We start from the raw sequence: 26,150 nt of genomic DNA on the forward strand, positions 1-26,150 counted from the left end.
TGGTGGTTGTGGGAGAGTAAGTGACTGCCGCAATATTTTTTAGGGAGGCCATCCTGTCGTTGACAGGGTGGCCTTCCTGCTTTTTGGTGAGGGGTCATTCCGCTTCGGTGGGATGGCCCCTTTCTCGCATTCATAGGTGTTTCAGGACCAGGGGCGCTGGTGCAAGTGTTGGGTTTTCCCTATTCGACAGTTGAGTTTGCCTCAGTTCAACTTTCCAGCTTCCGTTCTACAGTTGCAGTATGCAACACAACCTGCGTCTCAACGAAGATCCTGTGGCCGACGAAGAGGACGGCGAAGGCTGCCGAAATGGGAATGGCTCCTCGGCCGCACGTGCAACGGATCGCACCCAAGCTCGCAGCCCCGGCAAGACGCGATTGATTACTGTCCGTGTCTTGTGGACCGGACACTGGCTGCTTCGCATCTGGCTGGCAGGCTACCTGCTGATCTACGGGTGGTCGAAGGTGTTCCTCATGCAGATGGGACAGGCCGACTACTCCGACGCGCTCGTCCAATATGGAGAGATGAGTCCCATGGGATTGCTATGGCGTTTCATGGCCTTCTCTCCGAGCATCCAGATCCTGGCTGGCCTGGCCGAGGTCGCAGCCGCAGCCTTCCTTCTGTTTAGGCGCACAGCCTGTTTGGGTGCCCTTCTCGCGGCTCTGAACATGGGGATTGTGTTCCTGCTCAACCTGACCTTCGACGTGCCCGTCAAACAGCTTTCAGGCATCATGGCTCTTGCAGGAGTCATCCTCCTCATTCCCAACCTGCGCCGGCTATGCCGCTTCGTGGTCGGCAAGCCCACAGGTGCAAGAGTGGCAGGTCTGATCTCCACGAACCGTATCTTCGTGGCGATCACACGGTGGGCCGCGCCCCTGCTTGCCATCGCAATGTTGGTCGGCTCGGGCGTCGTATTCGGAAATATGACCGACTGGGGCAGACTCGATGAGCAAAGCGCCATAGCTGGGGTCTACTCGGTCTCAGGCGAGAGCAGAGCGGACTTCAACGACTCTCAAATCACGCAGGCAGCCTTCGGACAACTGTCCAAAGAAAAGACTGCCGCCGTGGGCCTGCGTTACGCCGACGGAAGCCTGCAGAAGGGCTCCTACGGCGTAGATGGGGACAATAAGGTCAGGCTCAAGCTCTACCCGGAGCAGAAGGGCTCGCAAGGTCTCATCAGAGACTATGTCGACGAAGCGACCCTCACCTTCGCCATCGATGACTCGGGCGAAATCACCCTGACAGGTGAGGGCCTTGACGCGACGCTGACGCCCGACCGGGAACGTCGGTACCTCTTCGACCGTGACTTCAGCTGGGAGCCGCGCACACCCGTCAACCGATGACGGGTGGTCAGCACCTGCAGATCAGCGGCCGAAGAGCTTCGAGAACAGACCCTTCTTCTTTTTCGGTTCCTCAGACTTGGTCTCTGCCTCGTCGGTCTGACGATCGGTGTCGTGCGTGCCTTCCGTGCCCGACCCTGCAGGCTCAGTCTCGGCGTCCGCTGCCTGTTCCGATCCGGTTGCAGGCGTGGGACGAGCGTAAGTGGAGTCGAGCTCGTTCTCGGGTGCCGCCTCGGCGGGGGAGGTGGTCGGAACATTCGAGGGAGATGCCTCGGTTGTGGAATCGCCTGGCGACTGTGTAAGCGTTGATGCCGAGTCTGCTGCTTCCACATCGGTCGGAGCAGGTTCTCTGCTCTCAGGCCGTGTTGCACTAACCGGCTCGGAATCTGAGCGCGGTGCGGTGGCAGCAGGATTCGACTCGGTCGCCGCGGCAGGAACATCCGCGGCCTCTTCTGCGGGCGCGGACGTCCCGGTGGCCTGCGCATACTGCTGCGCGGCTTCACCTTCGAGCGGTGCACCCATCTCGCAATTGGAGATCCGGTTCTGGTCGTCAAAGGACAGGTCAGCCGACCCATCGGCGAAGAGCAGACGTAGTCCGGCCTCGGGCAACACTGCGGTGGGGATGCCCCGCTTGGCCACATATGCCTCGAGGGCGACGCGATGATCGGTCACAGTCGTCTGTGTCAGTCCCTGCATGAGAGCTCGCACAGTGGCCTTGACCTGAGGCTCGGGCAGAGTCAGCTCCGGAGCATCGACGAGCAGCCAGACCGTCGTGCCTGCACCGGCTGCAGCAGGATAGTGAGCCCACTTTCCGGTGGCCTCCTTCGACGCCAAGGTCAGACGCAGCGCAAGCTCCTCATCCAGGGGGAGCTCCTCAGAGATCAACTCGGCGACATCCTCGGCGGCGCCGAACTTGCGAACCTCGTGGGCGAGGCCGACGACAGCCTCGGGGAACTCGTTGATGTTCTCCCAACCCCACAGCCATGTACTCTGCCCATTCGACTCCGAACCGAGCAGATGCGGGCGGCCACGCAGAACAGTCCCCTCCGCAGAAGTGAAGGTCAGGTGTGGGTCGGACGAGAAATCGACCTCCCATTCGGCATCGGCGATGAGAGCGCCGAAGTGCGTCTGCATCTCTGTGGAGAAGAAGACGGCGCGATTGACGAGGTCCTGCAAAGTTGTGCTCATGATTTCAAGACTAGAGGTGTCCGCCCGATTAGCGAAGAGGCACGCGGAGCTACCGCCGAGGTCGGAGCCGGTTTTACCTGTTCGTGTCAGTGCCGTGTGGTGAACTGCAACGAGAAGGGAAACAGGTTCAACCTATTGTTCGAGAGGGGAACGCATGTAAGATAGCCTGTTGCGCTTTCGAATTTCTCAACGCCTGTTTCGCGAACTACTACCTTATCTGGACTTCCGCTGTGGCCCTATTACGCCTGTCTCTGAAATACGCCCGATCCTATTGGCTCTACATCATCTTCGTCGTCGTCCTGCAACTGGCCGCAACCATTGCGGCGCTGTTCCTGCCGAGTCTGAATGCGCAGATCATCGACCAGGGCGTCGCGAAAGGTGACACCGATTTCATCTGGTCGACCGGCATGACGATGATCGTCGTCTGCCTCGTCCAGGTCGTCACGGCAGTCACCGCCATCTTCTTCGGTGCTCGCACCGGCATGGGAGTCGGGCGGGATCTGCGCCGTGCCATCTACAGCAAGGTCGATGAGCTCTCGACGCTTGAAGTGGGCAAGTTCGGCAGCGCCACCCTCATCACCCGTAACACCAACGACGTGCAGCAAGTCCAGATGCTGGTGCTCATGACCTTGAACTTCATGGTCTCCACACCGATCATGTGCATCGGCGGAATCATCATGGCACTGCGCGAGGACGTGGGGCTGTCCTGGCTGGTGTGGGTGTCCGTGCCGTCGCTGTTCATCGTCGTCGGCATCCTCGTCTATCTGCTCATGCCGCTGTTTCGACGGATGCAGGAGCAGGTCGATGACATCAACGGAGTCCTCCGCGAACAGATCACCGGCATCAGAGTTGTCCGCGCGTTCGTGCGCGAACCATTCGAAACCGACCGCTATGCCCTCGCCAATCGGGCCCTGACGGAAACCTCGGTGAAGGTCGGCAACCTCTTCGTTCTCATGTTCCCCGCGATCATGATGATCCTCCACCTCGCCACCGCCGCCGTGCTGTGGTTCGGCGGACACCGCGTTGACGCCGGTCAGATGGAAGTCGGATCGCTGACGGCCTTCCTGCAGTACATTCTGCAGATCCTCGTGGCCGTCATGATGGGGGTGTTCATGATGATGATGATTCCCCGCGCAGTCGTCTGCGCCGAACGCATCTCCGAAGTCCTCGATTCGACCACGTCGATGGTCATTCCCAAGGGCGTGGATGAACTCCCTCGCCGAGGTGAGCTCGAGTTCCGCAATGTCACCTTCGGTTATCCCGGGGCCGAGATGCCAGTCCTCGAGAACCTCAGCTTCACCGCACAGCCAGGCACGACGACTGCGATCATCGGTGCCACGGGCGCCGGCAAATCCACGATCGTCAACCTCATCCCGCGGCTGCTTGACCCGCAGTCGGGCGAGGTCCTCATCGACGGTGTTCCGGTCAGCGCCTTCAATAGGCATCAGCTGGCGCAGCTGGTGGGCCTCGTCCCGCAGAAGCCGTACCTGTTCTCGGGCACGATCGCCTCTAACCTGCGGTTCGGAAACGAGTTCGCTGATGATACAGAGCTGTGGGAAGCACTGACGACGGCTCAGGCCGCGGACTTCGTCGCCGATAAGACTCATCAGCTCGAGGAAGGCGTCGCCCAAGGTGGCACGAACTACTCGGGTGGGCAGAGACAGAGGCTGTGCATCGCCAGAGCATTGGCGGCTAAGCCGAAGATCTTCGTCTTCGATGATTCATTCTCTGCTCTCGACGTGGCCACCGACGCCCGTCTGCGCAGCGCCTTGGATGACACCACCGGTGATTCGACCGTCGTGGTTGTGGCGCAGCGAGTCTCGACTATTCGAGACGCCGACCAGATCATCGTCCTCGATGAGGGCAAGATCGTCGGCCGGGGAACACACGAAGAGCTCGTGGACGCGAACGAAACCTACCAGGAGATCGTCGAATCCCAGCTGGCCACGGAAGGGGTGAACTGACTTGACGAACAAGGAATCCAAGGAGTCAACGACGTCAACCACCTCGGCGGCAACAGCGACCGTCGTTCCCGACACAGCGCAGACCACCGAAGAGGACTACCTGCCCCACGGCGACGAGGGGGACATGTTCAGCGATACCCCGGCTAGGAAGGCAAAGCATTTCTGGCCCTCGGTCAAACGACTGTTTGGGCTGATGGGTGCGGAGAAGCTGGGCCTCATCAACGTCGTCCTTCTCGTCATCGGTTCAGTCGTGCTCACCGTCATCGCACCGAAGGTGCTGGGCAAGGCCATGGATATCATCTACTCCGGTGTCATCGGCTCCCAGATGCCTGCGGGCGCCAACGCCGACGACATCATCGCCGGCGCTCGGGCTGAAGGCAGAGACGACTTCGCCAATATGCTCTCCACCGCCGAGGTTGTTCCCGGCCAGGGCATCGACTTCACCGCTCTGGGCCAGATCATCATCCTCGTGCTCCTCATGTACCTCGTGGCCTCGATGCTCATGTGGGCGCAAGGCTACATCCTCAACGCCCTCGTCATGCGCGTCGTCTACCGACTCCGCGAAGACATCGAACGCACCATCAACAAACTGCCTCTGCGATACTTCGACACCAGGCAGCGCGGCGATGTGATGTCGCGCGTGACCAACGACGTCGACAACATCCAGCAGGCACTACAGCAGGCCTTCTCGCAGCTCGTCCAATCCGCTCTGACCATCCTGGGCATCGGCGTGATGATGTTCATCGTGTCCTGGCAATTGGCACTGCTGGCGCTTATCGCACTCCCACTCTCAGCGCTCATCGCCGGTGTCATCGGCACCCGGTCGCAGAGGTTGTTCAAGGCACAGTGGAAGCACACCGGTGATGTCAACGGACATGTCGAAGAATCGTTCTCCGGCCTCGACGTGGTTCGCGCCTTCGGTCGTGACGAGATCATGCTCGAGGAATTCGATCGCCGCAATGAATCCCTGTACCAAGCCTCGGCCGGTGCACAGTTCGTGTCGGGCATGATCATGCCCGCGATGCAGTTCGTGTCCTACCTCAGCTACGTCCTCATCGCCGTCGCAGGCGGCCTCAAGGTGGCCTCGGGGCAGATGACACTGGGCGACGCGACGGCCTTCATCCAGTACTCCCGTGAGTTCTCCCAGCCGATCTCTGAGATGGCTGGTGTGGCGAACATGCTGCAGTCCGGCGTCGCCTCGGCAGAGAGGACCTTCGAACTCCTTGATGCTGAGGAAGAAGAACCCGACGACGCTGAGGAGACGCTGCCGCAGCGCACTCCTGGCAGGGTCGAGTTCTCCGAGGTCAGCTTCCGCTACACCGAGGACACTCCGCTCATCGAGAAGGTCTCGTTCACGGCCGAGCCCGGCCACACGGTGGCCATCGTCGGACCGACTGGGGCTGGCAAGACCACCTTGGTCAATCTGGTGATGCGCTTCTACGAAATCACCGGCGGCCACATCTTCCTCGATGGCACTGACACTCAGGACCTGTCCCGAGCAGATCTGCGGTCCCATGTGGGCATGGTGCTCCAGGATGCGTGGCTGTTCGAGGGCACCATCCGAGAGAACATCCGGTACGGCAGGCTCGACGCCACCGACGACGCGGTCATGGCTGCAGCGCAGGCAACCATGGTCGACCGCTTCGTGCGTCAGCTGCCCGATGGGTACGACACGATCATCGACTCCGACGGCGGCAGCGTCTCTGCCGGAGAACGTCAGCTCATCACGATCGCGCGAGCATTCCTCGCAGATCCGTCACTGCTCATTCTCGATGAGGCGACATCCTCGGTCGACACCCGCACCGAGGTGCTCGTCCAGCAGGCTATGGCCGCTTTGCGAACGGATCGGACATCGTTCGTCATCGCACACCGACTGTCGACGATCCGCGATGCCCACACCATCCTCGTGATGGAGGACGGAGCCATCGTCGAACACGGAAACCACGAAGAGCTGCTGAGCGCAGAAGGAGCGTACTACCGTCTCTACATGTCGCAGTTCCGAGGGGAGGACGCTGAAGAGCAATTCACCGCTGAGGTGCTGGCGGAATCAGAGGCCGAACCTGGAATCCTCATCGAGGAACCCACTGGCGTCGAAGCCGATGAGGGTGGTGACGAAATCGAGACCCAGCGCACCGGTGAGGCCTGACCTAGTGGAGAGTCGCCGGCCACGGACGGTGACAACACCGGTGTGATCGGCTCGAGCGCTGATCGAGCAGCGCCGGATTCGGCCCCCGCATTTCACGTGCGGGGGCCGAATCGTCTTCTGAAGACGGTAACGATCTTTATGCGAAGTCAGGCGATCTCCGGACATTGTGACCATGATGTTCCCTGCACCCAGCGGTACGAGATGCCGGACGGTTGCTGATGAAGATCGAGGTGGGCTCGGTCAGCAGAGCATTGAAAATTCAGAGATCGATTCAATTGACGGATCTGGATGTCTCAAGGGGATAACCATTTCAACATTTCCCTATTGCATTTCCGTCATGAACTAAATGAACAAAAATGTCTCCTTCCTAACTACGTACGTATGGTCTTTTCCATAACCGAACATGGCAGCCACCCAGATCTCTGGAAGGATCCTCATGAAACGGCTGGCACTTGCAGCAGCTTTCGCCTTGGCAGTCTCCACCGTGGGAGTCGGGCCAGCAGCTGCAGAATCTCTGACCACCGCCGAGGCACTCGCCGCTCAGGCTCGCGTTGAAGCTCCGACCGAAGCTGCAGCCGATCCGGGGGACGGCGCCGATCCCGGAACGGGCGAAGGACAGGACGCCTCGGAAACAGATCCGGATCGGGACCAAGATGGAGGTGAATCGACTGGCCCCGGTGAGTCGACCACTGCTGGCGAAGAGGCCTCTGACCCAGAGGATAGCGAGGATGAAGAGAACGAGGACGACGCAGCGAAACCTCAAGCAATCGAAGCGAACTTCGTTCTCGATAAGAAGAAGATGACCGCAGACGAGATAGGCGATCCTGACAAGGGCATCGGTTACACGATTGAACCCCTCGAAGTCGGAGATGTCGTCACCGCCGAACCCGGTGAGGCCGGTTCGACCACTGTTGAAGCTGACGGTGCGTTCACCGGCACAATTCTCGGCAACACCGGAGTCAAGGCTGGCGAGACGCTCGACGTGAGCGTCACGGTCACCCGTGACGGCGAGGATCCGAAGACCTTCAGCGGCAGCGTTCAAGTCGTCGCTCCAGAAGATGATGACGGCGATGGCGACCTCACTGTCTCGCCGAAGACCCAAAGTCTTGGCGATTTTGCCTCAGGCGGTGTCCGGATCGCACTCGACAACTGCACGATCGGTGGCGAGGTCAACTTCCGCATCACCCGCAAGGGCGATTCGGACACGACATTGTGGGAGGACACGCAGAAGGCCGATGAGAACTCGACCGGATCCACCACCTTCGTCCCGGACTCCAGTGAGGACGGCTGGATCGGTGACTTCGTCGTCGAGGCTACCTGTGGTGACAAGAGCACCAAGTCGGCCTTCACCGTGACCGATGAGGGCGGCGAGGATTCCGATGCTGACCTTACGGTGACGCCGAAGAGTCAGGAGCTGCAGGAGTTCCTCAATGACGGTGTGTACATCACGCTCGTCAATTGCCGCGTCGACGATGATGTGAAGTTCAGGGTGAGCACTAAGAATGACCCTGACACTACGATCTGGGAAGAGACGCAGAAAGCAGGAGAGGACGCCGCCGGATTCGTGAATTTCGTTCCCCAAGGCGAACGTGGAGCCTCCTGGGCCGACGAATTCCTTGTCATGGCGTCCTGCGGGGACAAGACCGCGGAGACGACCTACACTGTGACCGATGACGGCAGCGTCATCGATCCGAAGCTCTCTATCGACCCGGAGAAGATCTCCGGAGAGGATTTCATCAACGGCGACAAAGGCGTGACGATCACCGTCACAGACTGCGAACCTGGCAGCGATGCCAAATTCGAGGTCTGGGGATTCGAACCCAGTGAAAAGCTCTATGACCAGAGTGCCGAGGTCGCCAAGAACGGAGCCGCATCGGTTCATGTCTACGGACTCGGCAACAGTTCCGAAGTCTATGTGGGCGCCTACCAGGTGAAGGTGAACTGTATGGACCAGGGTTTGAATGGTGGGTTCGTTGTCACGGGTGCAAGCGATGGGGGCGGCTCTGGCGATTCGGGCAACGCCGGCTCGATGCCGCGCACTGGCGCCGAGCTCACCGGTCTCGGTGCAGGGGCCGTATTGATCTTGGGAGGCGCAGCGACGATCCTCTTCGCTCGCCGCCGAGCTCAAGTAGGTAGGTGAGCTCAATCAGGACAGCGAACGATGACCCGACGGGTTGGTGAAGACTCCCGGCCCGTCGGCGCGAATCGACACTGTTAAGAGGGTATTCGACTCCGGAACATAGATGGATCAGCCTGTGTTCCGGAGCCGAAATGCGTGCTCCGAACATGGTTATGCGTCAGGAGCACACCACCTTGCGGCGACGTCGTCAGGCGAGGACAGGGGGCTCTGCGCAGAGGTCTGGGCGTCGACGGTGTTATCGGCGATGACACGTGGGCAGTGGAGCTGCATGCGGCGTCAGCGACGCTCGGGACGGCCGTCGTGCTCAGATGAGCCGCAGGCTGAAATGGCTGATAACGATTGGATCGCGCACATTGGAAGGCTTCATCCGGACGTGATCCCAGAACTGAGTACCAGCTGAACGCAGGTGTTCGCATTGTCCTCAGGGTTCGTTCAGCCCGTCGCAGTTGCACGCGGGTGACCAGGAATGAAGCTACGTCTGCGGAAGATGTGAGAGTCAGCTGCGAAAGAGTCATCTCAGCGTCGGCTCAGCATTTCGGTGTGTAAGTTTCGTTGCCATTACAGAATGACGGAACTGTCATGACAGGCCTGTCATGACCACAATGAACACAACGCCACAACTCCTGTCTTTCGCTCGTATCGTCGTTGGCACAACTGGATACGGCAACACATCTTGATCTGACCCAATGATGCGAAAGAAGGATGATCACAATGAAGAAGCTCGCACTCGCAGCTACCGTCGCTCTAGGATTCTCCACGCTCGGAACCGGACCGGCGACCGCTTCAGGGCTCGGAACGGCACCCTCGGACTCTGCTCCGTCGGTCGGAACTTACTCGAACGAGGCTGCTTCCCCAGGCGTAGACAGCTCGAATGAAGATTCGGTGATGAAAGAAGCGGACTTGGCGTTGAAGTACAGGACGATGACTCCTCGGGAGGTCACAGGCGATAAGGGCATCGAGTTCACGATAGACGGGCTCAAGAAGGGCGATGACGTCACCACAAGCCTGGACAACGAGATGTGGACAGTGGAGCAGGACGGACCGTATGACGGAGCGGTTGTGATGAATGAGAAGCCTGACGATACGAACGTCAAGTTCACGATCACGGTCAAACGAGGTGATGAGCCGGACCGCTTGTTTCACGCCCGCGTCCACATCATCGAAGGCGATCGGGGCGACTACGATGACGGCACCCTCGTGATGGACCCGGAAGAGAAGATGCTCGACGAAGGGCTCTACCAGGAGGGGCTCAACCTGACGATGGTCAATTGCTCGAGCAAGGACCAAGTCAACTTCCAAGTGTTCAAGAAGAACGAGAAGAACAAGACGAAGGTCTGGGAGAAGAGCCAGCTCGCCGGTGAGGACGAGTCTGCATCGGTGAGATACATGCCCCGAGATGGCATGCCCGATACGGGCAAATACGAGGCCGTCGCCACGTGCGGTGATCTCAAAGACAGCGCATCAGTGACGGTTGACCCGACCGAACCGCCGGCGTGAGGTCATTCCGGCCAATAACGAGGCAAGGACGAACGAGGGTCCCGAGGCTCGGCATCATGCCGCGCGTCGGGACCCTTTCGTGTGCCAGTCGGTGAGGTCAGCGACCTTCGACGAGCGAGCGCACGGCCGAGGAGAAGAATCCCTGGCCGTCGATTCCGCCGCCGTCTTCTGGGCCGAAACCGGCCTCGACAGCGTGTTCGGGGTGGGGCATGAGTCCCACGACGTTTCCAGCTTCATTCGTGATGCCGGCGATGTTGCGCAGGGAACCATTGGGGTTGTGCCCCTGGTAGCGGAAGACCACACGGCCGGAGCCTTCGAGGTCGTCGAGGACCTCATCGGTGGCGACGAATCCGCCCTCACCGTTCTTCAGAGGAATGCGAATCGTCTGGCCTTCGGTGTAGTCGCCGGTCCACGCGGTATTCGTGTTCTCGACAACCAGTTCCTGGTCGCGGCAGATGAAATGCTGGTGGTCATTGCGGATGAGGGCACCGGGCAGCAGGTGCGATTCGCAGAGGATCTGGAAGCCGTTGCAGATGCCCAGGACCGGCATACCGGTATTGGCAGCCGCGACGACGGACTCCATGATCGGAGCAAAGCCCGCGATCGCACCGCAGCGCAGATAGTCACCATAGGAGAATCCACCGGGCAGAATCACTGCGTCCACACCTGCAAGGGTGGAATCGGCGTGCCACAGGTTGACCGGTTTTGCACCGGCCAAACGAACCGCACGTGCGGCATCACGATCATCGAGCGTCCCGGGGAACGTCACGACACCGATCGAAGCACCGGATTCAGCACCCGCCTCGGCGGTGGTGGGATCCGTGGCGACAGCAGTCATCAGGCTTCCTCAGCGACGCGAACGGCCACGACGTTCTCGATGACAGGGTTCGACAGGAGCTTCTCCGCAGCCTCACGAGTTTGGGCGAGAACCTCCTCGGTGACCTCACCTTCGACTTCGAGTTCGAAGCGCTTTCCCTGTCGGACCTCACCGAAACCGGTGAAGCCGAGTCGGGACATTCCACCGGAGATCGCCTTACCCTGAGGGTCTAGGATCTCGGGTTTGGGCATCACCTCAACGACGACACGTGCCATGCGTGTTCTGCTCCTTCAAGAAAGTGTTCGGGAATTCCTCCCGCGCTCGCTGAAAGTCTATCAAGCGCGAGAGGTTCCCCAGCCTCCGGTCCGAGCCGCGGACGTCACTGGAAGGCTCAGGAGTCGAAGCCCATGCCCACCGCATCGAGTGCCTTGAGCAGCGGACCACGTCGGCCTTCGTTGCCGTCGGCCTTGATGAGCGCGTTCGTCGTCATCTGGATGCCCAGCCACGCCACAGGTTCGGGAGGGAAAGGCAGGGGCAGTTTGCGCACCATCTCCAACTGGGTCAGCTCGGTTTCCTGTCCGGTCAGCAGGTCGAGCATGACCGTGCCGGCGAAGCGCGAGGCGCCCACACCCAGTCCGGTGAAGCCAGCAGCCATGGCGACCTTCTTGCCGTAGGCGGTGGTGAAGAAGGAGAAGAACCGCGAACAGGTGTCGATCGGTCCACCCCATTTGTGGCTGAACTTCAGGCCGGCCAGCTGCGGGAAGGTCTCGTAGAAATGTTCGGCCAGAGTCTCGAAGGTCTCCGCGCGTTGGTCATACTTCCACGACACCTGCCGCCCGTAATGATAGACGGCGTCCCATCCTCCGAAGAGGATCCGGTTGTCGGCCGAGAGCCGGTAGTAGTGGAACCGGTTCGCGCAGTCGCCGATGCCCTGCCGCCCGTTCCATCCGATGGACTCAAGCTGCTCATCGCTGAGGGGTTCGGTCATCAGCGCGTAGTCGTAGACCGGAACGGTGTGCAGGCTGGCGCGTTTGAGCAGCGAGGGGAAGACGTTCGTCGCCAGAGCAACGCGTTTGGCGGAGATGGTGCTGTACGGAGCGGTTCTGCAATCTTCCAGGGTTTGAGCCGTCACCCCAGTCGTGACCTGCACTGTTGACTTCCGGTCACTGACATCGGTGACCTTCGTGCCCTCGAAGACCTCGACGCCGAGTTCCCGGATGACCCGCAGCAGCTCCCAGCACAGTTTGGCCGGATTGACCATGGCGACCTCACGAGAGTCCCAGAGAGCACCCTTGTACGTCGGGGACTTCACGATCTGCGCCAGCTCCTGCTGATCGTAGAAGATGAAACCTGACTCCGGGTCGTGTGCCTCTCGCAGCTCGGGGACCTGGTAGTCCTCGGTTGCGACGTCGAGTTCGCCGGTGCGTTCGAACTCGACGTCCATGTCGTATCTGGCTACGGCGGCCGCGATCGCATCGAGGTTCTCGCGCCCCAGCTGTGCCAGGCGGTCGTTCTCATTCGGCAGATGGGACTCGCCGTTGTCATAGCCGTGGGTCAGGCTGGCAGCGCAGAAACCGCCATTGCGCCCAGATGCGGCCCACCCGATCGAGTTCGCCTCAACCAGGAGGACGTGGCGCTTCGGGTCACGCTCCTTCGCCTGCAGCGCCGTCCACAGCCCGGTGAAACCGCCTCCGACGACGACAAGGTCGGCCTCCAGATCGCGGGTCAACGGTGGCAGGGGCTCCGGACGCTGGTCGGAATCGAGCCAGAACGGCACGGTGGAAGCGTCGGCCAATGCGGCATTGACGTCCATGTCACTTCACTTTCTGTTTGACGGCAACTGTGTGCCGTCGATTGATTTTCAGTTTCTGCCTTGCGGCAATCATTGCAGGGATGGCGAGGATCAGCCGGCCATGGTCTTGATGATCTCCGTCGAACTTCCACCGGTCTTCTTCAGCGCAAGCGCACAGACGCCGAGGGCGACCAGAGTGAGCAGGAACATCAACGTCGACACCGCAGCGATCTCGGGACGCAGGGCCACCTTGACCGCAGCGAAGATGTAGACCGGCCACGGAGTCGACCCGGGCAATTGGACGAAACTCGAGAGGATCGTGTTGTCCAGACTCAGCGTGAACGACATCAGAGCACCCGCGAAGATGCCGGGGGCAGCGATCGGCAGGGTGACGTTGGCGAAGGTCCTGATCGGGGTGGCCCCAAGATCGGCCGAAGCCTCCTCCAGCTGACGGTTCATCCCTGCCAGACGAGCACGAACGATGAACGTCACGACCGCCATGGAGAACATGGCATGGGAGATGATGAGGCGGAACATGCCGTCATTGAACGGCACCAGGCCCCAATCGACCCCGAGGGTGACGAACCAGGGGAGGAAGGCGATGCCGTCGACGATCTCTGGAGTGAACAGAGTCGCAGCGAGGATGACAGTCAGCCCGATGGCCCACCAAGCACCCCTCCTGGCTCGGGCCAGGGCGACACCGCCGAGCGTGCCGAAGATCGTGGCGACGAGCGCCGAACCGAAGGCGGCCTTGAGGCTGGTCCATACCGAGGACATGATGACGTCGTTGGCCAGGCCGTGGACATAGGCCTGGAAGCCGAACTCCTTGAAATTGGCGAGCACGGTTCCATTGTTGAACGAATAGACGACGATCACGGCGATCGGCAGGAACAGGTAGATGAAGACCAGGATCCCCCAGACGTCAAGAGCCTTGTCGGTGAATGGTTTGCGAGTAGTGAATGCCATGTCACGCCCTTCCGTTCGTGATCGGAATGCTGTTGGCCTTCGCCGTGATCAGCTGCCCCGTCTTCAGCACGGCGAATCCGATACCGACGACGATGAAGGTTGATGCGATGAGGACCACCGCCATTGCCGATCCCAATGCCCAGTTCTGCGCAGCGTTGAACTGTTCGGCGATGAGCTGGCCGACCATCGACCCGCTTGCCCCGCCGAGGACCGTGGCCGTGACGTAGTCACCGTTGAGGGGGATGAAGACGAGCAGACACCCGGAGATCACACCGGGCATCGCCATCGGCAGGGTCACCCGCATGAACGTCTTCACCTTATTGGCGCCGAGGTCGTAGCTGGCCTCACGCAGCTTCTGGCCCGACCTGTCGATGGCGACGAAGAGCGGAAGGATCATCAGCGGAAGATAGTTGTAGACGACGCCGATCTGGACGGCAGTGTGGGTATAGAGAATGTCGATCTTGTCGTGCGTGATGCCCAGCGACATGAGCCAATTCGAGATGAACCCGTTGGGGGAGAGCATGATCTGCCAACCGAGGGTACGGACAAGGAAGTTCGTCCAGAACGGCACCATGACAAGTGCCAGGGCGAGCCCGCGTCGGGCCGGAGCGACCTTGATCGCAATCCAATAGGCGAAGGGAAGGGCGATGATCAGACACAGGATCGTGCCGAGGATCGAGATCCGCAGCGTCGCGAAGAAGGTGGACAGGAACGCCGGGGTCATCGCCTCGGGGAAGCGATCGAAGCTCAGGTGCTCCGTCGATACCGGGGTGTAGATATCGGGTTTGCTGCCGAAACTGAAGAAGATCACCATCGCCACTGGGATGACGAAGAAGAAGACAACGTATGCCCAGGTGGGAAACGACAGTGCGGCGGCACCGAATAATCTGTTGCGCAGCGGAGTCATGAGCCGGACCTCCTTTGGGCCTCGGTGAGGATGTCGACGCGATCCTGCATGCCGTCGTTGAAGACGCTGGCCTCAAGTCGATCAAGAATGTTCTGAGCAGGGAAGATGAGGTCGAGACCTTCCATCCCCTCAGCCTTCGCCGCCTTCTCCGATCCTTCGACACCGATCGGATAGCCGATGTACTCGATCTGAGTGATGGCGTTCTCGGGAGCGATCATGTAGTCGATGAAGGCGTGAGCGGCATCAGGGTGAGGTGCTCCGGTGGCAATCGCCCAGCAGTCCATCCAGAGATTCGCCGAGGGCGTGGGGAACACGAACTCCCAGTCGTCGGGGTTGTCGACCTCGTCGATTCCCTGCCGGGCGTCGCCGTTGTAGGACTGCATGAGCGTGAAGCTGCCCTGGATGATGCCCGTCGAAGCGCTGCCGAAGTAGGCGCGGACATTCGGTGCCACGTCGTCGACGATGAGTTTCTTGGCCTCGGCGAGCTCCTTCTTGTCTGTCGTGTTGAGGCTGTAGCCGAGGCTGGCCAAGGCGATAGCGGTGACCTCCCAGGCGTCGGAGAGCAGCGTGGTCTTTCCAGCTGCTTCCTTTTGGGAGGCCTTGATGAAATCGTCCCAGGATTTCATCTCCCTCTTGATGACGTCCTTGCGGTAGACGAAGCCCGTCGTACCCCACGCTTTGCAGATGGTGTACTTGTTCTTCGGGTCGAACTCCTGAGCGATGAAGTTCTTATCCATGTGCTTGAAGTTCGGGATCAGTGACAGATCCAGAGGTTGGAGCAGATCGTGAGTGGTGAAGCGCACTACTTCGGACCCGGTGGGGACGACGACGTCGTATCCGGAAGTTCCCCGGCTGGAGGATAGCTTGGCGATGAGCTCCTCGTTCGATCCGTAGGAGTCGACCTGGAGCAGGACATCGAATTTGTCCTTGAAGCCCGACAGCAGTTCAGGTGAGTCGTAGTCGCCCCAGGTGTAGAGGTTGAGCTTCGACTCGAGTTCGCCGTCGGTGTGCGGCGAGGCGGCCATACCGTCGGTGGACCCGCAGGCGGAGAGCGCACCGAGTCCGAGGACTCCGAACCCTGCCAGGGCCGCCCGTCTCGTTATGGCCGGGACCTTCGATGCCGGTGCGAGCACGCTGATCGGTTGAGTCTCAGTCATCTGAGAACACCGCCACTGCATCCTCATCCCAAGACAGGGCCACGTCTTCGCCGTGTTCGAACAAGCGTGCCTGGGCCGCTGGGACCCGAGCGAGGAGCTCATTGTTCGTGCCCGCCCGAATCATGTACTGGACGACATCGCCGAGGAAGGACGAGGAGATCACGGTCCCCTTCGCCGTGTTCGGCCGTGATCCGGCCGAATCGTCAGCGGGCGTTACCTGCATCCGTTCGGGACGGATGGCGGCGCGAACCCGATCGCCCTTGGCCAGGGCCGTCGTCGACGCTGCCGTGTTGGCAGTTGCTGCCTTGGCCTCCAGGTGGGCGGTGCGCATCATCGAGTTGTCGCTGCGCAGGGTTGCTCCGGACTCGTCGATCTCGGTGACGGTGACGGGAATGAAATTCTGCTTCCCGATGAAGCCGGCGACGAACCGGTTGCTGGGATTGGCGTAGATGTCTTCGCCGGACCCGATCTGTTGGACGACTCCGTCATACATGACGACGATGCGATCGCTCATCGCCAGAGCCTCGTCCTGGTCGTGGGTGACGAAGACGAAGGTGGTGTCGAGGGTGGTGTGCAGGCGTTTGAGCTCGAGCTGCATCTCTTCACGCAGTTTGCGGTCCAGCGCCGACATCGGCTCGTCGAGCAGCAGCACCTGCGGCCTGTTGACCAGAGCACGAGCAAGAGCGATGCGCTGCTGCTGACCGCCGGAGAGCTGTTCGGGTTTGCGGCCGGCGAAGTCTTCCATCTGGATCAGAGCCAGCACTTCGCGCACACGCTCGGCGATCTCCGGTTTGGGAACCTTCGCCTGTTTGAGCCCGTAGGCGATGTTGTCGGCGATGTTCATGTGGGGGAACAGGAGGTAGGACTGGAAGACGGTGTTGACCGGACGTTTGTGCGGTGGCCGTCCCACAAGATCCTTGCCGCCGAGGTAGATGTGACCTGCCGTCGGCGTCTCGAACCCGGCGATCATCCTCAGCAGGGTCGTCTTGCCGCACCCTGAGGGGCCGAGCAGGGACAGGAACTCGCCCTTCTTGACCGACAGGTCGATCTTCTCAATCGCGGTGGTATCGCCGAAGCTCTTCTTCACTCCTTGGATCTCGAGATGTTCGAACTGCGGGGGAGCCGTTGCATCGGCTGTGGCTGTCGTAGTCATGATTGCCTTTCAGCGGTGGTGGCGTCGTGGACGATGTGCCCGCCTGCGATCGTCAGTTCGTTGTGCACTTCGGCCAGCCTGCGCGGATCGATGGCGAAGGCGTTCTCACTGGCCAGCGCGAGATTCGCGATCTGGCCGGTGCGGATGGTCCCATTGACCTCCGAGCGCAGCAGGTGCGCGGAACCGGAGGTGTAGGCACACAGTGCAGTGGACAGGTCGATGGCCTGTTCGGGCAGGAGCGGTGCCGGGTCGCCCGCATCCGGGTGCGAACGGTTGACCGCGACGTGGATGGCTTCCCACGGATTCGGCGTCGAAACCGGCCAGTCCGAACCCATGGCCAACTGTGTGCCAGCATCGGCGAAGGACCTGAATGGGTAGAGCCAGCCGGAACGTTCCTCGCCGAGATAGGGGATGTTGAGGTCAAGCAGCTGCTGATCGTGACAGGCCCACAGAGCCTGCAGGTTCGCGGTGATCCCGAGCTGAGCGAAGCGGGGAATGTCGACGGGGTCGACGACCTGAACGTGGGCGATATGGTGGCGGCGCTCTCCGCCCTCGCTGTCGGAGTCGTTCGGGCCGCCGGAGCGGCCTGGACTGGTTCCGATCGCCTCGAACGCGTCCAGGGCCGCCCGATTGGCGGCATCACCGATCGCATGACAGTGGATGTCGAAGCCCGCCGCATCGAGGGCGGCGAAGGATCGGTGCAGGTGTTCGCGGGTGAAGTAGCTGGTGCCGAACCCGCCGCAGGGGCAGCTGTACTCATCACTCATCGCAGCGGTCCGAGATTCGACGATGCCATCGAGCATGAACTTCACCGAGGTCGTGCGGAACTGTCCCTGAGTTCGCCGCAGCTCGAGCAGCGCGGCGACCTGGGCGTCGATGTCCTTGACGTCACGGGGCCACCACAGGCTGCCGACCACCTCGGCGGTCAGGTCGCCTGTGTCCTCAGCAGCGACGTAGGTGTCGAAGGGGGAGCGGTGGCCGGAGTAGTCGCCGACGATGGCGTCCATCCACGCGGTGATGCCGAAGGATTCGAGGTAAGACTGCCCGGCGAGGAGGCCAGCGCGGATCTCAGCGTCGGTGGCGTCCGGAACCTGGGCGGAGATGAGATCCATGGCGGATTCGTGCAGGCACCCGGTCGGGTTCCCGGTCTCGTCCTTCTCGATCACGCCGCCGGGCGGAGTCGGAGTGGAGGCATCGAGTCCGGCGATGTCCATGGCCTTCGAATTCACCCAGGCCGAATGATGGTCGGCGCTGATCAAGATGATGGGCCGGTCCGAACTCAGTTCGTCGAGGATCCCAGCGCTCGGTGCGCCACCGGGGAAGTCGGCCATCGACCAGCCGCCGCCGGTGACCCAGGACCCAGGAGTGGTCGCTGCCAGGTAGTCGCGGATGGTCTCGAGTGCGGCCTGGAGACCCTGCGCCGCACTGAGGTCACAGGCCAGTGACTCCTGCCCGCCGAAGGTCGTGTGCACGTGGGCATCGACGAACCCCGGCGTGATCAGCTTCCCCGTTGCCGTAATGGAGCGTTCGGCGGGGTCCGCGGCCTTGCCGGTGCCGATCTCGGTGATGATTCCACCGCGGATGCTGATGCGGTTCGCAAGCAGGACTGAGTGACCGTCGAAGATGTTGACGTCGAGAACGTCGAGGTCCATGTTCCTCCCGACTTCCTTGTCGAAGGTGAGGCGAGGCGCGCCGTACACGCTTCGCAGGATGTCATTGTATGTGCACTGGCACGGTGGCTCACAGAGCTACTGGCCAGCTGTTACCGGTTCGTGCCCGAGCTCGTGACTCGGCGGTCCCCGGCAGAACGTCAGGACGTGAAGATGGTGTCCTGCCATTCGTGGTGCGGGTCCTCGTGGTGATCGATGAACACGTGCTTGACCTGTGTGTATTCGTCGAACGAGTACTGGCTCATGTCCTTGCCGAACCCGGAGGCCTTGTACCCGCCGTGGGGCATGTCGGAGACGATCGGGATGTGCTCGTTGATCCACACACACCCGGCTTCGATGTCGGCCGCGGCGCGCATCGTGCGATTCGTGGTCGTCGTCCAGGCGCTCGCCGCCAACCCGTAGGGGGTGTCATTGGCCAGTTCGATGGCCTCATCATCGGTGTCGAAGGCGATCGCGACGAGGACAGGGCCGAAGATCTCATCACGCCACACCTCGGCGTCGGTGTCGATTCCGCTGATGAGAGTCGGTGCGTAGTACGCCGTCGACTCGGTGTTCCCGGGCAGAGCCTCGCCGAGGTGGTTGTGCGTCGGTACCTGCCCGCCGCAGTGTATGGTGGCGCCGGCTTCGCGGGCGCGATCGACCATTCCTGCGACCCGTGAGCGGTGGGTCAGAGAGATGAGGGATCCCATGTCTGTGGCGGAATCGGACGGGTTGCCGACACGGACGCCGTCCATGAGCTCGGTGACCCGAGCAGTGAAGGTCTCGAAGTGCTCGCGGGCGACGATGGCCCGGGTGGCCGCGGTGCAGTCTTGGCCGGAGTTGATGAGCGACCCGGCCACGGCACCGCGAGCTGCAGCCTCGATATCGGCGTCATCGAAGACGACGAACGGGGCCTTGCCGCCGAGCTCAAGATGGACTCGGGAACCCTTGGCCGCGGCGAGTTCCATGATGTGACGTCCCACCTTCGTCGACCCGGTGAACGAGGACATGACGACGTCGGGGTGAGTGATGAGCGCTTCCCCGGCTTCGCGCCCGTCGCCGGCGATGACGTTGATGACTCCAGGGGCGAAGCCGGCTGCGGTGGCCGCCTCGGCGAGGATGAGGGAGGTCCCGGGGGTCATCTCCGAGGTCTTGAGCACGATCGTGTTGCCTGCCGCGACGGCGGGGAAGATCTTCCACGCGGCCATCTGCAGCGGGTAGTTCCAGGGGGCGATCGAGCCGACGACTCCGAGGGGTTCGCGCCGGGTCATCGACGTCGATTTCTCCCAGTAGGTGCCGGCTGCCAGGCCGGTGAGCTGCCGGGCGGCACCGGCGAAGAACTTTGCGTTGTCGATCGAGCCGGGCACATCGAATTCCTTGGCCAGGCGGATGGATTTTCCGGTCTGGAGCGATTCGAGTTCGGCAAGCTCATCGGCACGCGCCTCGAGCTGTGCTGCCAAACCGAGCATGAGCTCGGCGCGCTCGCCGGGAGTCAAGGCCTTGAACGCTGGATAGGCGGCCTTCGCCGAGGCGACTGCTGCGTTGACATCGGCGGGGTTCGCGAGCGTGTACTCTCCGGTCGTCTCACCGGTGGCGGGGCTGACGAGGGTGAAGGTATCGCCGCTGCCTTGGTGATAGCTGCCGTTCCAATAATGCATGTCTTCACTTCCAACCGAGTTGCACGTCAATGTGTGGTTCGCGTGACCGCAGGTGTGTCTCCGGTCACCATCGCGTTCACCCTAGCGGAACTCATCGGCAGTTTCCACCGATTTCGTTGCGTGAGACCAATACTCACAGGAAAACTCTCACGGTGTCCGCCAGCAATTGCTGAATCGGTGTCATTCGTTGCGCATTTCGTGGTTATCGGCTACTGGCTCGTGTGCCCGTGAAGCTGAAATGCCCCAGCTTCACGGGCGGCGTCACTGCGGCGCGGTTGCTGCCGAAACTACGCCGGAGCACCGAAACTACGCCGGAGCGTCGAAACTACGCCGGAGCGTCGAAACTACGCCGGAGCGTCGAAACTACGCCGGAGCGTCGAGCCACCTATGCGTGCGTAGGTGTCTCGACGCTCCGGCGTTGTCGGGGTGAAACTGCCGAGCCGCGGCTCCGCAGCGCCTCCTAAGCGGGCGTTCTCGGCGAGGTCAGCCAGGGAACTTCTGGCCGGTGAGCTTCTCGAATGCTTCGATGTAGCGGGCGCGAGTCTTCTCGACCACCTCGGCGGGCAGTGCCGGCGGAGGAGTGTCCGAGGACTTGTTCCAGCCGGACTCTCCGGTCAGCCAGTCGCGGACGAACTGCTTGTCGAAGCTCGCCTGCGCCTTGCCCGCTTCGTAGCTCTCGGCGTCCCAGAAGCGTGACGAGTCCGGGGTGAGCACTTCGTCGCCGAGGACCATCGTCCCGTCGGGCAGAGTCCCGAACTCGAATTTCGTATCGGCCAGGATGATGCCGCGTTCACGGGCGATCGCCTCGGCGCGCTGGTAGATCTCGATCGTCAGGTCGCGGGCCTTCTCGGCCGCCTCGGTGCCGATGGTCTCCGTGATCTGGGCGAAGCTGACGTTCTCATCGTGATCACCGAGTTCCGCCTTGGTCGCGGGCGTGAAGATCGCGGGTTCCAGACGGTCGGCTTCGATGAGGCCTGCCGGCAACTGGATTCCGCACACGGAGCCCGTGGCCTTGTAGTCGGCCATGCCGGAGCCGGTGAGGTAGCCGCGGGCCACGCACTCGATGGGCAGCATCGACAGGTTCTTGACGATGAGACCACGACCGGCCACAGCCTCGGGGACGTTGGAGCTGATGACATGGTTGCCGATGATCTCGGAGAGCTGGTCGAACCACCACAGGCTCAAGCCCGTCAGTACCTTGCCCTTGTCGGGGATCTCGGAGTCGAGGACCCAGTCATAGGCGGATATGCGATCCGAGGCGACCATGAGCAGCTGCTCGGCAGACGCGGCGTCGGTGGCCGTGTCGGGAATGTAGAGGTCACGGACCTTGCCTGAGTAGATGTGCGTCCAGCCCGGAAGTTCGGGCGCTGTGGAGTTGAGCCCCGCAACCGCAACCGCAACCGCTTCTTCGGGGGCTGGGTAGATATCGGCCACGGTGATCTGCCCACGGGCGGCCACCTCGGCGATGTCGGTGCGGTGCTGTTCGCCGTCCCATTTGACCTCGTCCACGGCGGCATAGGCCTTCGACCTGGCCTCGTTGAGGTCGTTGCCCAAGGAGACGACGGAGAGCACGCGTCCACCGGCGGTGACGATGTCACCGGTCTCGGCGACGTCCTCGGAGATGACGGTGTCCTCCGGGGCGAACCCGGCTCCGGTGTCCGTGGCACGTGCTGTTCCGGCGTGGAGGATGTGGACGTCCTCGAGCCCGTCGGCGGTGTTGAGGCCGCGGATGATGTCGCCGGTGCGCGGAGTATTCGGGTAGTTCTCGGCGGCCATGACCACGGTCACCGAGGTGCGCGGATCCCATTCGAGTTCCCCGACTTCGTCGAGGCGACCTTCGGCGGCGGCGAGCATGGTCTGACCCAGTGGGCTGCGTAGGCGGGAGAGCACGGACTGAGTTTCGGGATCGCCGAAGCGGACGTTGAACTCAACGACTCGCATGCCCTTCGAGGTCAGGGCGAGTCCGCAGTAGAGGAGACCGGTGAACGGGGTGCCGCGACGGGTCATCTCATCGACGACCGGCTGGGCGACGGTGTTGACGATGTCATCGACTGTGCCGGCCGGGATCCAGGGCAGCGGCGAATAGGCGCCCATGCCGCCGGTGTTGGGTCCGGTGTCGCCATCGCCGATGCGTTTGAAGTCCTGAGCGGGAGCCAATGGCAGCGTGTGCTGGCCGTCGCAGAGGACGAAGAGTGAGACCTCGGGGCCGTCGAGATAGTCCTCGATGACGACTCGGTCTGAGACCTGGAGGCAGGAGGTGGCGTGGGTCAGGGCCTCGGTGCGATCCGAGGTCACGACGACGCCCTTGCCTGCTGCCAGGCCATCGGCCTTGACCACGTAGGGGGCACCGAAATCGTCGAGGGCCGCCGCCGCCTCGTCGGTGGTGTAGGCGACCACGGCACGTGCGGTGGGCACGTTCGCAGACTCCATGATCTCCTTCGCAAACGCCTTCGATCCTTCGAGGACCGCGGCCTCAGCGCTGGGGCCGAAGACTGGGAACGAGGACTCACGCAGGGCGTCGGCGACCCCGGCGACCAACGGTGCCTCGGGGCCGATGACCACGAGGTCGACGTCGAGCGTCTCCGCCAGTGCAGTGACTGCCACGGCGTCGTTCATATCGACGGCTTCGGTGTGCGCGATCGCTGCGATTCCCGGGTTGCCGGGTGCAGCGATGACGGCGTCGACCTGGGGGTCGCGACTGAGAGCAAGGACGAGGGCGTGTTCGCGGGAGCCCGAACCGATGACAAGAACCTTCACCCCTCCAGCCTATAAGGTCGTAGGCTTGGGTGCGTGACTCCTTCCACTTTCACTTCCGCCGAGGCTGTCGAATTGGCCACAGTCATTCGCAGCGGATTCGAAGAATCCCGCCATATCGGTTCCGCCGTTGTCCTCGATCCGAGCGGATCACCCCTGATCAGCCTGGGTGCGCCCGAGGTACCCGTGTTCACCCGGTCGAGCCTCAAGCCCCTCCAAGCCATCGCCGCAATGAAACTCGGTGCGAATGTCAGCGGCACGTGGGCAGCCCTGTCGACCGCGTCCCACAAATGCGAGGCCGGCCATGCTGAGGCGGTTGCCGGGATGCTCGGATCCGTGGGTCTGAGCCCGGCTGACCTGCAGTGCCCGTCCGCGCACCCCACCGATGGAGCCTTCCGCCGGAGTCTGCAGGAGACAGGTGCCGGCGACCCGAAGTCGGCCCTGTACTTCAACTGCTCCGGTAAGCATGCGGCCTTCCTCATGGCCGCCACGGCCATCGGCGCCGATACCGGAGGCTACCTCGACCCCACCCATCCGGTGCAGGCCAAGGTCGCCGAGGCGGTCGAGACCTTCGCCGGCGAGCCCCCGGCCGCCGTGGGCACAGACGGCTGCGGTGCCCCGGTGTTCGCGCTGAGCCTGGTGGGACTGGCGCGGGCGATTGGCTGTGTGGTGCAGTTGGGCAGCGCACACGAGAATCCGGCGACCGCCTCGGCGACGGAGGACTTCACCTCCTATGCACCCGAGGCCCGCACCCTCATGCAGGCCGTCTTCGCCGACCCCTGGGCGATCGAAGGCCACGGCAGACCGAACACCACCGTCATCGACCGCCTTGGCATCTTCGCCAAGGGCGGGGCCGAAGGCGTCATCGTCATGGCCACGAAATCCGGGTACTCGGTGGCGCTGAAATGCCTCGACGGGTCTTCTCGGGCGACCGGGCTCGTGGCCCTGATCCTGCTGCGCAAGGCCGGGGCGCTGGCCGATGTCAGCGATGAACTCCTCGACGAAGTCATTGCGGCGATCACAGACCCGGTCACCGGCGGCGTCGATTCCGAGGGGCGGACGGCGGTTGTCGGTCGCGTCGTCGTGGGTGAAGATGTAGCGAAGATCAGGTAAGAGGGAGAGTCACTGATGGCGATTCGCAGAAGGATCGACCCCGACGAGGGTCGCAACGCCCTAGAGATGTGGGTGGCGCATTCGGACGCCGATGCGGCACCGGCGGACAGGTCGACCCTGGCCACCGCGGTGAGGTTCACGCTCGAGGAGCTGGCATCGCGGGCCGAGGGCAACAGTGTTGAGGTGCGTGTCCCTCCGTTCGGAGTCACCCAGTGCATTCCCGGTCCCCGGCACACCCGCGGCACACCGCCCAACGTCGTTGAAACCTCGGCGCAGGTGTGGTTGGACATCGTGACCGGCAAGACAGAATTCTCCGCAGCGCTCGCCGAGGGGACGGTCGACGCATCGGGCACCCGCGCGGACATCTCCGACTTCGTCCCTCTGTACACAGCAGCAGAATTGGAAGGCCGGCGATGAACGCCCAGATCACCCAGACCACCTCATTCATCGGCGGACGCCACGTCCCCTCACTGACCACCTACGCCAACGTCGACCCGGCCACCGGCGAGCACCTCGGCGATGTCTCCCGGGGCGGAGCCGACGAGGTCGACCGTGCGGTCAAGGCCGCGGCCCGGGCACAGCGGGAGTGGAAGCGTTCGAGCACAGAGCAGCGCTCGAAGCTGCTGGTCACCACCGCCGAGGTGATCCGAGCCAACCGTGATGAGATGGCGGCCCTCGAATCGGAGGACACCGGCAAACCCCTGACTCAGGCCTATGCCGACGTCGATGTCTGCGCCCGCTACTTCGAGTTCTACGGTCACACCATCGAGTCCTACTACGGGCACTCGATCCCCATGTCCGAGGACATGCACGTCTACACTCGCCGCGAACCCTACGGTGTGACCGGGCACATCGTGGCCTGGAACTACCCGCTCCAGCTCATCGGCCGTGCTGCCGCAACATCATTGGCCACCGGCAACTGTGCCGTGGCGAAACCTGCCGACGAGACCCCGCGCTCCACGGTCCGCCTGGCCGAACTCATCCATTCCGTGGGTTTCCCCGCCGGTGCGTTCAACGTGGTCACAGGCCTGGGCTCCGAGGCGGGTGCGGCGCTGGCAGCCCACCCCGGCATCGCTCACCTCGGCTTCGTCGGCTCGACCCAGAACGGTTCGCAGATCGCCCATGCTGCCGCCGATCGGGTGATCCCGACGGTGCTCGAACTGGGTGGGAAGTCCGCGAACATCGTCTTCTCCGACGCCGATGTCGATGCCGCCATCCCGTCCCTGGTCCGCTCGATCATCCAGAACGCCGGCCAGACCTGCTCGGCCGGTTCCCGGCTCATCGTCGCCCAGGACATCCACGCCGAGGTGGTGGAGAAGATGGCGGCCGCGATGGAGAAGGTGACCATCGGCTACGGCAGTGACGATCCCATGCTCGGACCTCTGATCTCGACAAAGCAGCAGGCCCGCGTCGAATCGTTCCTCTCCGATATCGGCAGCGCCCAGATCATCACCGGCGGCACCCGCCCCGAAGGCCTCGCCGCCGACCTCACCGGGGGCGCCTTCATCACCCCGACCCTCGTGGACAATGTCTCCCCAGGTTCGAGGATCGCGCAGGAAGAGGTCTTCGGTCCCGTCGTCGCGGCCATGGCCTTCGGCGACGAGGAAGAGGCGATCTCCCTGGCCAACGGCACCGACTACGGTCTGGTCTCGGCGCTGTGGACGCAGAACATCTCACGTGCGCATCGGGTTGCCGCCGAGGTGGAGGCCGGGCAGATTTTCGTCAACACCTACGGTGCCGGCGGGGGAGTGGAGCTGCCCTTCGGCGGGTTCAAGAAGTCCGGGTATGGCCGTGAGAAGTCCATCGAAGCCTTCGACGAGTACACGCAGACGAAGACCGTCGTCGTGAAGCTGTGAGCATGGCAGCACCCGAGGTCAGGGCAGTGCCTGAGGTCGGTGCAGTACCCCGGGTC

Annotated in this window: 19 protein-coding genes; 8 read left to right on the forward strand and 11 right to left on the reverse strand. The window is 62.4% G+C overall.

The genetic code is table 11. The features are described 5' to 3' along the window. Positions 1–239 precede the first annotated feature (239 nt). Complete coding sequence (locus BSP239C_RS08175) at positions 240–1,340, forward strand: DoxX family protein (protein ID WP_257930133.1); 1,101 nt, start codon at positions 240–242, stop codon at positions 1,338–1,340. A 21-nt stretch (positions 1,341–1,361) separates the two neighbouring features. On the opposite strand, the gene BSP239C_RS08180 is transcribed toward BSP239C_RS08175, so the two are convergent. Continuing rightward, positions 1,362–2,525, reverse strand: a complete 1,164-nt coding sequence (locus BSP239C_RS08180) for a DUF6882 domain-containing protein (protein ID WP_180958953.1) — start codon at positions 2,523–2,525, stop codon at positions 1,362–1,364. 230 nt (positions 2,526–2,755) lie between these two features. On the opposite strand from BSP239C_RS08180, the gene BSP239C_RS08185 reads away from it, so the two are divergent. The 4 genes from BSP239C_RS08185 to BSP239C_RS08200 all read left to right on the forward strand — a co-directional run bounded on the left by BSP239C_RS08185 (position 2,756) and on the right by BSP239C_RS08200 (position 10,272). Further along, a complete protein-coding gene (locus BSP239C_RS08185; protein WP_101571745.1) occupies positions 2,756–4,489 on the forward strand; it encodes an ABC transporter ATP-binding protein in 1,734 nt (577 codons plus the stop codon). Positions 4,490–4,613: 124 nt separating this feature from the next. Further along, positions 4,614–6,635: an ABC transporter ATP-binding protein gene (locus BSP239C_RS08190; RefSeq protein WP_226841900.1), complete on the forward strand. Its 2,022-nt coding sequence runs from the start codon at positions 4,614–4,616 to the stop codon at positions 6,633–6,635. A gap of 436 nt (positions 6,636–7,071) precedes the next feature. Beyond that, complete coding sequence (locus BSP239C_RS08195; protein ID WP_101571749.1) at positions 7,072–8,775, forward strand: hypothetical protein; 1,704 nt, start codon at positions 7,072–7,074, stop codon at positions 8,773–8,775. A 711-nt stretch (positions 8,776–9,486) separates the two neighbouring features. Next, positions 9,487–10,272, forward strand: a complete 786-nt coding sequence (locus BSP239C_RS08200) for a hypothetical protein (RefSeq protein WP_101571751.1) — start codon at positions 9,487–9,489, stop codon at positions 10,270–10,272. 97 nt (positions 10,273–10,369) lie between these two features. On the opposite strand, the gene purQ is transcribed toward BSP239C_RS08200, so the two are convergent. The 10 genes from purQ to purD all read right to left on the reverse strand — a co-directional run bounded on the left by purQ (position 10,370) and on the right by purD (position 23,128). Further along, entirely contained in the window at positions 10,370–11,110 is a 741-nt protein-coding gene (gene purQ, locus BSP239C_RS08205) for a phosphoribosylformylglycinamidine synthase subunit PurQ (RefSeq protein WP_101571753.1), read from the reverse strand. Then, positions 11,110–11,364 (reverse strand): phosphoribosylformylglycinamidine synthase subunit PurS, encoded by a 255-nt coding sequence (gene purS / locus BSP239C_RS08210; protein ID WP_101571754.1) that lies wholly within the window; start codon positions 11,362–11,364, stop codon positions 11,110–11,112. Before purS ends, purQ begins: the two co-directional genes overlap by 1 nt. Positions 11,365–11,480: 116 nt before the next feature. Further along, a complete protein-coding gene (locus BSP239C_RS08215; protein ID WP_101571757.1) occupies positions 11,481–12,902 on the reverse strand; it encodes an FAD-binding oxidoreductase in 1,422 nt (473 codons plus the stop codon). Positions 12,903–12,992: 90 nt separating this feature from the next. Further along, positions 12,993–13,847, reverse strand: coding sequence for an ABC transporter permease (locus tag BSP239C_RS08220; protein WP_101571759.1), 855 nt, complete (start codon positions 13,845–13,847; stop codon positions 12,993–12,995). 1 nt (position 13,848) lies between these two features. Next, on the reverse strand, positions 13,849–14,754 hold the full coding sequence (locus BSP239C_RS08225; protein ID WP_101571761.1) for an ABC transporter permease: 906 nt from the start codon (positions 14,752–14,754) through the stop codon (positions 13,849–13,851). Beyond that, on the reverse strand, positions 14,751–15,911 hold the full coding sequence (locus BSP239C_RS08230) for a spermidine/putrescine ABC transporter substrate-binding protein (protein WP_101571763.1): 1,161 nt from the start codon (positions 15,909–15,911) through the stop codon (positions 14,751–14,753). The genes BSP239C_RS08225 and BSP239C_RS08230 overlap by 4 nt, the downstream gene beginning before the upstream one ends. Further along, positions 15,904–17,064 carry an ABC transporter ATP-binding protein gene (locus tag BSP239C_RS08235; RefSeq protein WP_101571765.1) on the reverse strand — a complete coding sequence of 387 codons (1,161 nt, stop codon included), beginning with the start codon at positions 17,062–17,064 and terminating at the stop codon, positions 15,904–15,906. Before BSP239C_RS08235 ends, BSP239C_RS08230 begins: the two co-directional genes overlap by 8 nt. Further along, positions 17,061–18,716: an amidohydrolase gene (locus BSP239C_RS08240; protein ID WP_101572040.1), complete on the reverse strand. Its 1,656-nt coding sequence runs from the start codon at positions 18,714–18,716 to the stop codon at positions 17,061–17,063. The genes BSP239C_RS08235 and BSP239C_RS08240 overlap by 4 nt, the downstream gene beginning before the upstream one ends. 158 nt (positions 18,717–18,874) lie before the next feature. Continuing rightward, positions 18,875–20,371 carry an aminobutyraldehyde dehydrogenase gene (locus BSP239C_RS08245; protein WP_101571767.1) on the reverse strand — a complete coding sequence of 499 codons (1,497 nt, stop codon included), beginning with the start codon at positions 20,369–20,371 and terminating at the stop codon, positions 18,875–18,877. A 483-nt stretch (positions 20,372–20,854) separates the two neighbouring features. Further along, positions 20,855–23,128: a phosphoribosylamine--glycine ligase gene (gene purD / locus BSP239C_RS08250; protein WP_101571769.1), complete on the reverse strand. Its 2,274-nt coding sequence runs from the start codon at positions 23,126–23,128 to the stop codon at positions 20,855–20,857. A 33-nt stretch (positions 23,129–23,161) separates the two neighbouring features. On the opposite strand from purD, the gene BSP239C_RS08255 reads away from it, so the two are divergent. The 3 genes from BSP239C_RS08255 to BSP239C_RS08265 are packed head-to-tail and all read left to right on the forward strand — an operon-like array spanning position 23,162 to position 26,094. After that, positions 23,162–24,238, forward strand: a complete 1,077-nt coding sequence (locus tag BSP239C_RS08255; RefSeq protein ID WP_101571772.1) for an asparaginase — start codon at positions 23,162–23,164, stop codon at positions 24,236–24,238. Positions 24,239–24,253: 15 nt separating this feature from the next. After that, positions 24,254–24,655, forward strand: a complete 402-nt coding sequence (locus BSP239C_RS08260) for a sterol carrier family protein (RefSeq protein ID WP_101571774.1) — start codon at positions 24,254–24,256, stop codon at positions 24,653–24,655. Then, positions 24,652–26,094 (forward strand): aldehyde dehydrogenase family protein, encoded by a 1,443-nt coding sequence (locus BSP239C_RS08265; protein ID WP_101571776.1) that lies wholly within the window; start codon positions 24,652–24,654, stop codon positions 26,092–26,094. The genes BSP239C_RS08260 and BSP239C_RS08265 overlap by 4 nt, the downstream gene beginning before the upstream one ends. The last annotated feature ends 56 nt before the right edge of the window (positions 26,095–26,150 follow it).

Source organism: Brevibacterium sp. 239c, from assembly GCF_900169365.1.
In the GTDB taxonomy this organism is placed as follows: domain Bacteria; phylum Actinomycetota; class Actinomycetes; order Actinomycetales; family Brevibacteriaceae; genus Brevibacterium.

Coding starts and splice junctions, on each gene's coding strand:
- BSP239C_RS08265 (WP_101571776.1), top strand. CDS start 24,652: ATGAACGCCCAGATCACCCAGACCACCTCATTCATCGGCGGACGCCAC.
- BSP239C_RS08225 (WP_101571761.1), bottom strand. CDS start 14,754: ATGACTCCGCTGCGCAACAGATTATTCGGTGCCGCCGCACTGTCGTTT.
- BSP239C_RS08240 (WP_101572040.1), bottom strand. CDS start 18,716: ATGGACCTCGACGTTCTCGACGTCAACATCTTCGACGGTCACTCAGTC.
- BSP239C_RS08260 (WP_101571774.1), top strand. CDS start 24,254: ATGGCGATTCGCAGAAGGATCGACCCCGACGAGGGTCGCAACGCCCTA.
- BSP239C_RS08245 (WP_101571767.1), bottom strand. CDS start 20,371: ATGCATTATTGGAACGGCAGCTATCACCAAGGCAGCGGCGATACCTTC.
- BSP239C_RS08200 (WP_101571751.1), top strand. CDS start 9,487: ATGAAGAAGCTCGCACTCGCAGCTACCGTCGCTCTAGGATTCTCCACG.
- BSP239C_RS08195 (WP_101571749.1), top strand. CDS start 7,072: ATGAAACGGCTGGCACTTGCAGCAGCTTTCGCCTTGGCAGTCTCCACC.
- BSP239C_RS08175 (WP_257930133.1), top strand. CDS start 240: ATGCAACACAACCTGCGTCTCAACGAAGATCCTGTGGCCGACGAAGAG.
- BSP239C_RS08220 (WP_101571759.1), bottom strand. CDS start 13,847: ATGGCATTCACTACTCGCAAACCATTCACCGACAAGGCTCTTGACGTC.
- BSP239C_RS08235 (WP_101571765.1), bottom strand. CDS start 17,064: ATGACTACGACAGCCACAGCCGATGCAACGGCTCCCCCGCAGTTCGAA.
- BSP239C_RS08190 (WP_226841900.1), top strand. CDS start 4,614: ATGTTCAGCGATACCCCGGCTAGGAAGGCAAAGCATTTCTGGCCCTCG.
- BSP239C_RS08230 (WP_101571763.1), bottom strand. CDS start 15,911: ATGACTGAGACTCAACCGATCAGCGTGCTCGCACCGGCATCGAAGGTC.
- purS (WP_101571754.1), bottom strand. CDS start 11,364: ATGGCACGTGTCGTCGTTGAGGTGATGCCCAAACCCGAGATCCTAGAC.
- BSP239C_RS08180 (WP_180958953.1), bottom strand. CDS start 2,525: ATGAGCACAACTTTGCAGGACCTCGTCAATCGCGCCGTCTTCTTCTCC.
- BSP239C_RS08215 (WP_101571757.1), bottom strand. CDS start 12,902: ATGGACGTCAATGCCGCATTGGCCGACGCTTCCACCGTGCCGTTCTGG.
- purQ (WP_101571753.1), bottom strand. CDS start 11,110: ATGACTGCTGTCGCCACGGATCCCACCACCGCCGAGGCGGGTGCTGAA.